The organism is Plesiocystis pacifica SIR-1 (assembly GCF_000170895.1).
Taxonomy (GTDB): domain Bacteria; phylum Myxococcota_A; class Polyangia; order Nannocystales; family Nannocystaceae; genus Plesiocystis; species Plesiocystis pacifica.
The window spans coordinates 1-11,567 of record NZ_ABCS01000173.1 but is presented as its reverse complement, the minus strand read 5'-3'; the positions used below and the strand labels follow the sequence as shown (position 1 = coordinate 11,567).

Annotated in this window: 11 protein-coding genes; 5 read left to right on the top strand and 6 right to left on the bottom strand. The window is 69.7% G+C overall.

Annotation, left to right across the window (positions count from 1 at the left end; translation table 11 throughout):
* Together PPSIR1_RS39975 and PPSIR1_RS39970 are read right to left on the bottom strand one after the other, a co-directional pair.
* A partial coding sequence (locus PPSIR1_RS39975) for a GIY-YIG nuclease family protein (RefSeq protein ID WP_006977032.1) occupies positions 1-284 on the bottom strand: 284 nt, incomplete at its 3' end.
* Positions 281-1,261: an ABC transporter ATP-binding protein gene (locus tag PPSIR1_RS39970; RefSeq protein WP_006977031.1), complete on the bottom strand. Its 981-nt coding sequence runs from the start codon at positions 1,259-1,261 to the stop codon at positions 281-283. The genes PPSIR1_RS39975 and PPSIR1_RS39970, both read right to left, overlap by 4 nt.
* Positions 1,262-1,385: 124 nt before the next feature.
* Here PPSIR1_RS39970 and PPSIR1_RS39965 point away from each other — a divergent pair, with 124 nt between their 5' ends.
* Together PPSIR1_RS39965 and PPSIR1_RS39960 are read left to right on the top strand one after the other, a co-directional pair.
* Positions 1,386-2,204: a class I SAM-dependent methyltransferase gene (locus PPSIR1_RS39965; RefSeq protein ID WP_006977030.1), complete on the top strand. Its 819-nt coding sequence runs from the start codon at positions 1,386-1,388 to the stop codon at positions 2,202-2,204.
* A gap of 20 nt (positions 2,205-2,224) precedes the next feature.
* Entirely contained in the window at positions 2,225-2,854 is a 630-nt protein-coding gene (locus tag PPSIR1_RS39960) for a hypothetical protein (RefSeq protein WP_006977029.1), read from the top strand.
* 26 nt (positions 2,855-2,880) lie between these two features.
* On the opposite strand, the gene PPSIR1_RS39955 is transcribed toward PPSIR1_RS39960, so the two are convergent.
* The 4 genes from PPSIR1_RS39955 to PPSIR1_RS39940 all read right to left on the bottom strand — a co-directional run bounded on the left by PPSIR1_RS39955 (position 2,881) and on the right by PPSIR1_RS39940 (position 7,554).
* Positions 2,881-3,867, bottom strand: a complete 987-nt coding sequence (locus PPSIR1_RS39955) for an FAD-dependent oxidoreductase (RefSeq protein ID WP_006977028.1) — start codon at positions 3,865-3,867, stop codon at positions 2,881-2,883.
* A 112-nt stretch (positions 3,868-3,979) separates the two neighbouring features.
* Entirely contained in the window at positions 3,980-6,133 is a 2,154-nt protein-coding gene (locus tag PPSIR1_RS39950; protein WP_006977027.1) for an ICP22 family protein, read from the bottom strand.
* A 10-nt stretch (positions 6,134-6,143) separates the two neighbouring features.
* Positions 6,144-6,797 (bottom strand): peroxiredoxin family protein, encoded by a 654-nt coding sequence (locus tag PPSIR1_RS45300; RefSeq protein ID WP_006977026.1) that lies wholly within the window; start codon positions 6,795-6,797, stop codon positions 6,144-6,146.
* On the bottom strand, positions 6,787-7,554 hold the full coding sequence (locus tag PPSIR1_RS39940; RefSeq protein ID WP_006977025.1) for a TlpA family protein disulfide reductase: 768 nt from the start codon (positions 7,552-7,554) through the stop codon (positions 6,787-6,789). Before PPSIR1_RS39940 ends, PPSIR1_RS45300 begins: the two co-directional genes overlap by 11 nt.
* Before the next feature lie 296 nt (positions 7,555-7,850).
* Here PPSIR1_RS39940 and PPSIR1_RS39935 point away from each other — a divergent pair, with 296 nt between their 5' ends.
* The 3 genes from PPSIR1_RS39935 to PPSIR1_RS39925 all read left to right on the top strand — a co-directional run.
* Positions 7,851-9,044, top strand: coding sequence for a peptidylprolyl isomerase (locus PPSIR1_RS39935; RefSeq protein ID WP_006977024.1), 1,194 nt, complete (start codon positions 7,851-7,853; stop codon positions 9,042-9,044).
* 68 nt (positions 9,045-9,112) lie between these two features.
* Positions 9,113-10,261: an NHL repeat-containing protein gene (locus tag PPSIR1_RS39930; RefSeq protein ID WP_157596487.1), complete on the top strand. Its 1,149-nt coding sequence runs from the start codon at positions 9,113-9,115 to the stop codon at positions 10,259-10,261.
* Between the two features lie 251 nt (positions 10,262-10,512).
* The coding region (locus tag PPSIR1_RS39925; RefSeq protein ID WP_006977022.1) for a serine/threonine-protein kinase at positions 10,513-11,567 on the top strand (1,055 nt) is incomplete at its 3' end.

Below are 11,567 nucleotides of genomic sequence, written 5' to 3'. Positions count from 1 at the left end.
GGGTTCGAGCTGCGCCGCGCCGGCGCTTGAGGGCGTACTCGTAGCGCGCGGCCCTGTCCGTGCTCGAAAGGACCCCAGGTGCGGGCGAAGGCCCAGGGTCGTCCGCCGCGGGTCGACTTGGCGCCGCCGGGGAGCTCGCCGTTGTGCTGGGCCAGGCGGCGCTCGAGGTCGACGGTGATGCCGACGTAGCTGCGCCCGCTGGCCGAGCGCAGCAGGTAGAGCCACCAGTTCGCTTCGACCTCGTCTTCGGGCTCGAGTTCGTCTTCCACCTCGGCTTCGGTCACGCGACCTCGTCGCGGCCGATGCTCTGATAGACGTCCTCGAGGTCGCTGCGCAGCCGGGTCAGGCCGATGACCTCGACGTCGGCGAGGACGAGCTCGCGCAACAGCGTGGCCGCCCGGTTCTCGCTGCCGTGGACGCGCACGCGGATCTTGCCGCGGTCGGCGGTCTTGGGATCGTCGATGGTCTCCTCGCGGTTGAGCGGCTCGATCGCCTCGATCAAGCCCTCGTGGGCGCGCAGGATCTCGACCGCCTTTTGCAGGCCCTTGGTGACCGAGACCTCGTGCACCCGGCGCGCGACCTCGTACTTCTCGATGACCTCGTCGACGGTGCCAAAGACCTGCAGCTCGCCCTTTTGGATCAGCGCGACGGTGTCGCAAAAGCCGTCGAGCTCCCGGAGGATGTGGCTGCTGACGACGATCCCGACGCCCTTGGTCGCAACCTCGCGGAGGATCTCGCGCAGCTCCCGGCGCCCGAGGGGGTCGAGGCCGTCGGCGGGCTCGTCGAGGAGCAGCAGCTCGGGCTCGTGGACCAGGGTGCGGGCGATGGCCAAGCGCTGACGCATGCCCTTGGACAGGTCGGAGATGCGCGCGTCGGCCTTGCTCGACAGCCGGAAGATCGCCAGCAGCTCGTCGACGCGGCCGTCGGCCTTGGCGTCGTCCATGCCGTAGCACTCGGCGAAAAAGCGCAGGTAGCCCGCGGCGGTCATGGCCGGGTAGAGCGCGGTGCCGTCGCCCAAAAAGCCGATGCGCTGGCGGATGTCCTGGCGCTCGTGCCAGGCGTCGCGGTTGTCCCACAGCACGCAGCCCTCGTCGGGGCGCTGGAGCGTCGCCAACACCCGCAGCGAGGTGCTCTTGCCCGCCCCGTTGGGGCCGATGAGCGCGAGCACCTCCCCCGCGGCGATGGTGAAGCTCAGGGAGCTGACGGCCTTGCGGACGCCGTCGTAGGAGTGGGTGATGGAGCGGACTTCGACGCGTTGCACGGCAGGCTCGGCTGGGGCGACCTCTACCCACGACGCCCCAGGCGCGCGGAAGGTTCCTTGCCCCGCTCATGGTAGCCAAAGGCGCGCGCGGGCTCCGAGCAATTGGCCGTACTACCATCGGCGCGTGGCTCCCCTCGCTCGCGTCCGCGCCCGCTCGCTCCTCCCAGCCCTCGCGCTGATCGTCGGCTGCGCCGGGGATCGAGAGGTCCGCCAGCGGATGACGCCGCCAGAGGTCAGCGGGAGCTTGCCGGGCACGGAGGACACGAGCCCCGGCCCGGGCGAAGCCGACGGAGCGCTCAACGGCGGCGAGACCGAGACCGAGCTGGTCAGCGTCCGCCCTGGCGTCAACGACAAGTACTTCGAGGCCGGCGCGGCCGAGGAGTGGTCCGAGCTCCTCGAGCACGACGGCCGCGACGTGTTCGAGCACCGCGAGGCGATCGTCGCGGCCATGGCGCTCGAGCCGGGCATGACCGTCGCCGACATCGGCGCGGGCACGGGCGCCTTCCTCACCACCCTCAGCGCCCCCCTCGGCCCCGAGGGCAAGCTCTACGCCGTCGACATCGCGCCGCCTTTCCTCGAGCACCTGCGCGGCCGCGTCGCGGACGAGGGCCTGAGCAACGTCGAGGTCGTCGAGGGCACGACCACCGAGACTGGGCTGCCCCCGGGCTCCGTCGACGTGCTGTTCGTGTGCGACGTCTACCACCACATCGAATACCCGAGCGCCTACCTGCGCAGCCTGCACGAGACCCTCCGCCCAGGCGGGCGCCTGGTGATCGTCGAGTTCGACAAGGTCCCCGGGAAGACCTCCAAGCGCATGATGAAGCACGTGCGCCAGGACAAGGCCACGCTCTTGGCCGAGGTCGGCGCCGAGGGCTTCAGCCTCGTCGAGGAGATCACCTCCGTGCCCCTGAGCGAGAACTACATGCTGGTGTTCACGCGCTGACAGCTTGCTATCGTTGAGCCGTGCGGGTCCTCGAGCGCCTGGGAATTCACGGCCTCGCGCCGGGGCTGCTCGTGGCTCTGTGCGCGTGCCCGCGCCCCGAGGCCGGGGAGGACGGCTCGAGCGGCGCCGGCTCGGACGAGGTCAGCGAAGACGCCGACACCGACGAGGGCCCGAGCCCCAGCGGCCCGCTCCTCGATCACGAGGCCTGGGAGGACCTGCCCCTCGCCGAGGACCCCCTGCCCACGCACCAGCCCGAGACCGTCGAGTGCACCGTGGCCGGCTGGTACGTCGAGAACGGGCGCACCGAGATCGACACCAACTTTTGCAACTACCTGGCCCTGCGCCAGCCCTTGCTCGCCGACGTCGCGCCGGGGGATCCGCTGGTGCTCGAGTTCTTCTACTTCGACCTCGTCGCCCCCGAGCCCGCCTCGGCCCACATCGCGGTCCTGCTCGGCGGGCAGATCCTGTGGGAGCAGACCATCGACATCCCCATGGACGAAGACGGCAGCGGCGCGTTCGCGGCCGCGGACTTCCTGACCCTCGAGTTCGACGCGCCCGTCGGCGCGCAAGCGGGGGCGGAGCTGAGCTTCCACCTCCACAACCACGGCCAGAACACCTGGACCTTCTCGGACTTGCGGCACGCGCCCTAGCCCCAATCCCAGTCTCGATGGGGAGCTCAGCGCGCCTCGAGCCAGGCCTCGACGCGGTCGCGGACCTCGGCGGCGCACCCCCACGAGAGCGTCACCCCGGCGCCGCCGTGGCCGTAGTCGTGGACCACCAGGCGCGCCTGCTCGCCCTCGCCGATTTCCTCCTGGTCGAGGCGCACGGCGTCCCGGCACGGTCGCACGCCGACGTTGACCCCGAGGGCCTGGGTCTCGCGCAGGGTCGGCTCGATGCGGGCGCAGCGGTCGAGGATCGCCTCGCTCTGCCCCTCGTCGACCCGGGTGTGCTCGACGTCGTCGTCGGCGACGCCGCCGAGGATCACGTCTTCGGAGCGCGGCACGATGTAGGTGATCCCGTGGGGCCCGTGCTCGTCGATGTACACGCGGTCGAGCTCGCCCCGGGCCCGACGCAGGACCTGCCCGCGCACGCCGAACAGCCGGGCGTCGCCGACGAGCTCGCGGGCGCCGAGGCCGGTCGTGTTGACCACCACCGGCGCCGCCGCGAGGGCCTCGTCGAGGCTGTCGAGGCGCCGCCGCACGAGCTCGACGGACATGCGCCCGAGCTCCGCGACCATCCACGGCAGGTAGCGCGGCATCTCGATCACCGGGGCCTCGAACACCACGCCGTGGCCGTAGCCCTCGGGCAGCTCCTCGGGCCACAGCTCGCGGAACAGGTCGACGAAGCGAGACCACGGCGGCGCGGGCACGGGCTCGGGGAACAGCTCCCAGGCCTCGCGCATGATCACCCCGCTCGCCCGGCTGAGCACGGCGTCGGCGGCGAGGGCCCCGAAGCGCTCGTAGCTGACCTGCGACCAGGGGATCACGCGATCGACGGGATCGACACGGTAGGGATACCAAAACGCCGCCGCCGCCCGTGAGGTGGTGTGCTCGGGCAGCGCGTCCGTCCACACCTGGACCTTGCGCCCGACCAGCGCCAGCTCGGTGGCGCAGCTGAGCCCGGCGACGCCAGCTCCAACGACGATGACTTCGGGGTCGGTCACGGGCTCCTCGGGGAGGGAGCATATCCGGGCCAAACGAGGTCGGCTAGATGTCCCTCGCCATTCGGCCCTGGCGGCCCTGGAGCGGCCCTGGAGCGGCCCTGGAGCCCAGCAGCTAGAAGCTGAGGATCAGGTCCATGCGCACGCCCTCGAAGTCGGGCAGCACGCGGCACGAGCCGTTGACGCACAGCAGGCCGCCGACCTGGCGACCGGCGAAGATGCGCAGAAAGGAGGACTCGAGGAAGTTGATGCGCGCCTCGGCGCCGGGCCAAAAGTCCGGGACCTGCTCGAACTCCGTCGAGAAGCCGCCGATGAACGCGAAGGTGAAGAAGGGCGAGAGGCCGTAGCCGAGGATGGCGTTGCCGCGGTGGAAGCTCTTGTCGCCGTTGACGGTCTTGTAGACCTCTTCCCAGCGCCAATCCACGCGCAGGCTCAGCGAGTGGTCCATGCCCTTGGTCTTGCCCACGACCTGGTTGATGTAGAGCTCGGCGTGGGGCATCCGGCGGTTGTACATGACGTCGGAGCCCGGGTCGGCGCTCGGGTTGACGTCCTGGAAGCCCTCCCAGCGGTAGCCCGCGCTGGCCTGGACCTCGGAGCCCTTGTCCGGGTCGCGCCAGCGCATGCCCGCGAAGCCGTGGTAGAGCATCTCGCTGTTGGCCGCGCCCACGAGCGGGGTGGCGTTGTCGATCGCGAAGGCGTAGCTGAGGAAGTTGCCGTAGACGGTGACGCGCGACTTTTTGAGCGTGTGCGAGATCCGGATCCGGCCGCCGGCGGTGTTGCCCGCCGCTGGGATGATCTGGTCCTGGCGCTCGAGGGTCGGGGCCTCGGCGTACTGCACCGTGGTCGCCGACGCGTCCTTGGCGATGATGTAGTTGTTGTAGTACTTGCCCTCGACGAGCACCTCGGTGTCGCCGAACACCAGGGCGTTGGAGGTGTAGGCGGCGATGCCGTCCTCGACCAGGCCCGGGTAGTTGTCCCGGTGGTGGAAGTTGCGCAGCAAGCCGGTGACGCCCAGGAAGAAGTCCCAGTGCTTGGCGATGCGCTTGCGGCTGATGTCGCCGCCGAACAGCTGCAGGCCCTCGTGCTGCTCGCCGAGCACGGGCTGGCCGAACCACATCCACACGTAGTGCCCGCCCAGGCGGACCTTGCCGGGGAGCTTGGTGTCGAAGCGGCCGGCGGAGACGATGTCCGAGCACATCGTCATCGCCCGGTTGCCGTAGCGGTTGCCCGTCAAAAAGGGCGTGTTCTCGCACAGCAGGTGGGGGTAGCCCGGGTCGGGGAACAGGGTCCGGGTCGCGAAGTCGCTCTGCTGGCGGTTGAAGATGCCGCCGATGCCGGTGAGCTCGATGGCCTTGGTCTTGATCCCGACCTTGCCGCCCTTGACCGTCGCGTCGATGCCGATGTCGGCGATCTTGCGCACGGACAGCGCCATGCCGCGGCCGAGGTTGACGTTGAAGTCACCGGCGACGAGCTCGAATTTCTTGTGCTTGACGGTGAGGTTGATCCGCTCGAGGCGGTAGTCGCTCCCGAAGTTGCACTGGCTCGCCTCGCTGTCGCTGATCGTCCCGTCGTTGTTCGGATCGCAGAAGTTCTGGGACTTCGCGTTGAACACGTTGTGGGTGTCGGCGCGGGCCGAGGCCGAGAGCTTCCACTTCTTGTTCAGGCGGGCGTCGACGCCGAAGTTGACGTAGTTGACGAGCGCGAAGAAGCGGTCGTCGTTGGACACCTGGTTGTAGTTGTCGGAGAAGTAGTCGAAGAAGGTCGTCGACCGGAACCACATCTGGGCCTTGCCGGTCGGGGGGATCTTCGGGTTCGCCTGGTGCGGGCCCGCACCGTGCACGCCCTTGGGGTCCGGGTTCGCGGCCATGTCCCCCGCGCGCGGCGGGGCGACGGCGCTCGGCTCTGGCACCGGGCCGGGCACGTCGACTTCGCTCGTCTCGGGCGCGTCGCTCGTCTCGGGCGCGTCGCTCGTCTCGGGCGCGTCGCTCGTCTCGGGCGCGTCGCTCGTCTCGGGCGCGTCGCTCGTGCCGGCGGCGTCGCTCGTCTCGGGCGCGTCGCTGGTCTCGCCCGCAGCTCCCTCGTCGCTCGCGCTCGCGTCGACCGCCTCGGGGGCCGGCCCAGCCTCGGCGCTCGGGCCGAGCTCGGCGTCTTCGGTCTCAACCGGCGGGGCTGCCGCTTGGGCCGGACGAAACGCAGGTACGATCGACAGGCAGGCGCCCACGAAGAGCGCCCCTGGGTGGCTCCACCACCCTCGGGTCAGGCGACGCATGGGGCTCGACCTACTCTGCGGCGTCCTCGGCGGGCGCGGCCTCTTCGGCGGGCGCGGCCTCTTCGGCAGGCGCGGCGTCTTCGGCCGGCGCGTCCTCGGCCGGAGCCGCCGCCGCGTCACCGCCGGTCTTGCTGGCGAGGTACTCGGTCAGGAACTGCTCGAGCTTGACGACGTCGCCCTTCACGTAGCCCTGGTGGGTCTTGAGGATGTTCCCGTCGGCGTCCAGCACCACGTAAAAGGGGATGTCCCCCTTGGGGTTGTACTGGCCCATGACCGCGGTGTCGGAGTCGTAGAGCACCGGGAACTCCCAGGCTTCCTGGGAGGCGAAGCCGGGCACGCGCGAGATGGTGTCCGGGCCGTCGATGGACACGGCGTAGAGGTTCACGCCCTTGTCGTGCAGGCGCTCGTACATGCCCTTCATCTTGGCGAGCTCGGCCGTGCAGGGGACGCACCAGATCGCCCAAAAGGCGAGGATGTGGACCTCGTGGCTGGCGTTGCTGACGATGTCGTAGTCGTCGTCGTTGAGGTCCGGGAGGCTGATGTTGAGGTCGGCGTAGCCGGCGGGGGACTTGGTCCCGGTCGGCTTGTCGCACCCCGTGAGGGTCAGGGGAGCCGCGAGCAGGGCGAGGGCGGCGAGGGAGGACAGGATGGTCTTAGTTGCCATAGGGGTCACTCAGGAGGGTGTCGAGCTGCTCTTCGAGCACGCTGAGCTCGAGCTTGCCGCCGGTCTTGCGCTGGACGATCTCGCCGTTGGCGTTGAAGATCAACGTGTACGGGATCGGTTGCAGGGGCTGACCGCCGATGCCGATCTGCAGCGAGGTCGGCTCTTCGGTGTAGAGGATGGGGAACTTGTCCGAGGCGTTGGCCTCGCTCCAGCCCGCGCAAAAGCCCGGGTTCATCGGGCCGTTGCTGGCGTCCTCGTCGAGGGCCTGGAGGAACTGGATCTCGGGGTACTCGTCGACGACGTCGGCGGCCCACTCGATGGCCTCCTCCTGGCACGGCGCGCACCAGCCCGCGCCGACGGCGAACACCACGCCGAAGGCCTCGTTCTCGGTGCACGGCTGGGGGATGTACTGGGCCATCTGGACCTGGTTGCCCTCGCAGTCGAAGAGCACCAGGTTCTCGAAGGTGTCGCCCTCCATGAACCCGTAGGGGCCGGCCGGGTAGCCGCACATGCTGTCGTCCCCGTCCGGGCAGACCTCGCTGGCCTCGTCGCAGGGCTCGGAGCGGTCGAGGACCTCGAAGTCGGGGAAATCTTCGAGGTCGAAGCCGCCCTCGTCCGCTTTCCCGCAATCACAGGGCGGGAACGAGGGGATACAGGCCGTCGAGGCGATCAGGATGGCCGTGGCGACGGGGCCGGCAGCCCACCCACGAGCGGGAGGGGCGCTGCGGCGCGCTGGGGGGAAGTTGCGTGCTGGCATCGACTCTCCGTCGCGAACGTATCGGATCCACGAAAGTAATGGAAGGATCGCCGCGAATGGCCGCAATCCTTGCCCATTTTTTACAGTAAAATCAAATTGGCCAGACACTTGGTGCCCCGGTTTGCTCGCGCACGGCCCTCAATGCGCGCACTTCACCCAGTTTGAGCGCGCAATTCGCCCGACGACTTTGCTCACGTTTCCCATCACGAGCCCCGAGAGCAGCGATGTGGCTGACGTTCGCGTCAGCCAGGAAGGGGGGGCTCGACCAATACCTGGGAACGCGCGAGGCTATCGAGGTGCGCCTTCGCTACGCCCTTCGTGCTCCCTTTGTCCCCCTCGCGCTGATCGTGGGTCTGAGCGGCGCCTGCCAGCCCAAAGCCGAGTCTGGAGACGCTGGCGCGGCCGCGGACGAGCAGTCCAAGCAGCAGGGGGAGGCCAAAAAAGAGGAGGCCAAGGAGCCCGAGGCTGAGCCCAACCCCAATCGGGGCTCGGCCCTCCCTCCCCTGCCCGAGGTGCTCGCGACCGTCGGCGACCGGAGCATCCCCAAGGCGGACTTCCTCGCGCGCTACGAGCCCGAGGCCACCAAGCTGCTCGAGCGCCGCGACGACGGCAAGGTCCCCGACGCCTACCAGGCCATGCAGCGCGAGAAGATCATCGACGCGCTGATCTGGTCGGAGCTCATGGCCCTCGAGGCCGAGCGCTCCGGCGTGGACGTGAGCCCGGAGAAGCTCGCCGAAGAGGAGGGCAAGCAAAAGGCCCACGTCGCCGACTGGAACGCCTGGCTCGAGCGCATCGGCCAGACCCCGGAGATCCGCCAGGCCATGACCCGCGACTACCTGCGCGAGCGGGCGCTGATCGAGGCGCGCAAGGGGCCCATCGAGGCGACCGAGGAGGAGCTGCGCGCCGCCTACGACGAGTCGATCAAGGCCGGGCGCCTGACCGCCCCCCAGCCCATGGCCCGCGCCTCCCACTTCCTGATCACCTACGGCCCCCGCGAGGGCGACGAGAAGATCCAGCCCGTGCCCTTCAAGCAGCGCGAGGAGACGGATCAGGCCGTCAAGGACGAGTGGAAGGCCAAGGCCAAGGCCCGCGCCGAGGCCCTCCGCGAGCTCGCCCAACAGCCCGGCGTGGACTTCAACGAGTTTTGCCGCGAGTACTCCGAGGGCCCCGGGGCCTACCGCGGCGGCGACATGGGCCTGTTCCCCCAGACCCAGATGATCAAGGCCTACGCCGACGTCGCCTTCAGCCTGGAGATCGGGGTGCTCAGCGAGCCCGTCGAGTCCGACAAGGGCTACTACGTCATCAAGGTGTTCGGCCGCTACGAGGCCGGCGACCTGCCCTTCGAGGCCGTGCGCGCCGACTTGGTCCGCCAGGTCGAGGGGCAGAAGCTGCAAATGGGGCGCGAGGCCCTGCGCAAAGAGCTCGAGGAGCGCTTCACCGTGGTCAGCGCGCCCCTCGATGACGCCAAGGCCTTCCGCAACAAAAAGTAGGCAAGAGCCGCTCAGCGGCCCAAAGACGCGACACACACGGGAGTCCCGAGTTGGGGTATATCTTCCGCGTGTTCCACCGTAGTTTTCATCTGGGCCTGGTCTTGCTCCCAGCGTGCCTCGCCCTCGCGTGCATCGACGACGGCGGCGACGAGGCGGGCGACGACGACGTGGGCGAGAGCGACGGTGGCGGCGACGGTGAGGACACCGGCGGCGAGGGCTTTTCGATCCCCGAGTTCGGCTCGGAGCTGACGATCATCGGCACGGAGGCCGACGGCCTCAACGCGCCCCGCGACCTCGAGTTCAACCCGGCCAACGCCGGCGAGCTGTGGACCTTCAACATGCTCAGCCACGGCACGGTGATCTACTTCGAGCCGGGCACGGACGCCCAACACGCCGAGGTCCGCATCGACACCTACGGCGCCCACTTCATGGCCTTCGTCAGCTCGGGGGCGTTCGGAGACAACGGCAATTTTGCGACCTGCCACGAGTCCCGCGACGAGTGGAACGTCGGCCCCCAGGAGCCCGACGACTTCATGGGCCCGACGCTGTGGCCCGCGGACCTGAGCATCTACGCCATGGTCGGCCAGGACTACCCGCCCGGGGCCCAGGAGGGCAGCCACCTCGACATGCTCCACCAGAGCCCGCTGTGCATGGGCATCGCCCACGAGGCCGCCAACGCCTACTGGGCCTACGACGGCTTCAACGGCAACCTGGTCCGCTACGACTTCCTGACCGACCACGGCCCCGGCGGCAGCGACCACACCGACGCGACGATCCGCCGGTTCACCGACGCGAGCGTGACCCGGGTGTCCAACGTGGTCAGCCACCTCGCGTTCGATCACGACACCGGCCTGCTCTACCTCGCCGACACGGGCACCGGCCGGATCATGCGCTTCGACCCGAGCGGCGCGACCATGACCGGCACCCTGCCCAACAACTGGGACGGGGCCACGGAGTACACCGGGTGGGCGGGCGGCGACTACGAGGTCCTCGCCGAGGGCTTCGACGAGCCCTCGGGCCTCGCGCTCCACGAGGGTCGGCTGTTCGTGACCGAGCACGGCAGCGGCGACATCGTCGCCCTCGACCTCGACGGCGACGAGCTCGACCGCATGGGCACGGACGCCGTGCGCATCATGGGCATCACCGTGGGGCCCGAGGGGAAGCTGTGGTACGCGGATCCCGGTGCCAACGAGATCGTCCGGGTCGAGCCCGATTGACCCGCGGCTGGGCCACGGGAGCCCTGAGTCGTGGACGTGGGGCAGGGAGGGCGTGGCGTCGTCCACGACGGCTAAAGAAGACAGAGGGTTGGCCAAACTCGTTTTGGCCGACCCTGTGAGCCGTCCGCGCGCTCGAGCGCGCCCGTGCGCTCGTATGACCCCGAGACGGCAGGGAAAGTTCGGGGCTTCGGATTCATTCCCGGCCATTTGCCCCGGGTCCGATCGCCGCAGATCCGTGCCATCATCTGCCCGTGGTCCGCGACGACGAGGACAACGCGGCGCCCCAGGCGAGGGCAGACCGCGCTCTGAACCTCGAAGACAGCACGAGCGACTTCCCCCTCGACGACCTGTTTGGCGGGCCGCCGAGCGACGACCCGGAGGTCTCGCCCCTCGCCGCGACCTTGGCCCCCGACGCCAGCGCCGAGGCCTCTCGCCTGCGCCCCGGTGATCGCCTCGACCACTACGAGCTCATCGGCGAGCTCGGCCGCGGCGGCATGGGGGTGGTCTACGCCGCCCGCGACACCAAGCTCGGGCGCAAGGTCGCGATCAAGCAGCTCCTCATCCAGGGCCACCCGCGCCTGCAAGAGCGCTTCGTCCGGGAGGCCATGGCCATGGCCAAGCTGTCCCACCCCAACGTCGTGCCGATCCACGAGATCGGCGAGCACGAGGGCTCGGCCTACATCGTGATGGAGTACGTCGAGGGCCAGACCCTCAAGGCCTGGATGACCCAGCCGCGCAGCCTCGACGCGGTGCTCGAGGTGTTCGCGGCCGCGGGCGCGGGCCTGGTCGCGGCCCACGCCAAGGGTCTGGTCCACCGGGACTTCAAGCCCGACAACATCATGCTCGGCGAGGACGGGCGGGTCCGGGTCATGGACTTTGGCCTGGCCCGGACCGGCGAGGACGAGCGCGAGCCCCCGACGGCGCTCAGCGTCACCGGCGAGACAGACGGGACAGACGGGCCGGACGAATCCGACGCCTCCCCGCGCGAGGGCGTGGCCACCTCCCTCGCCACTTCTTTCGTCTCCCCCGCGGGCAGCGGGCCCATGGACGGCCCCGAGCGCACCCAGGTCAGCTTCACCGAGGTCGAGGCCGCGGCCGCGCCCACGCCCAGCCCCGAGCGCGACGCCACCTTGGCGGGCTTCGCCGGGCTCACGCGCACCGGGGCGCTCCTGGGCACCCCCGCCTACATGTCCCCAGAGCAGCTGCGCGGCGACCCGGTGGGGCCCGCGAGCGATCAGTTCAGCTTCTGCGTCGCGCTCTACGAGGCCGTCCACGGCGTCCGCCCCTTCGACGCCGGGACCCTCGG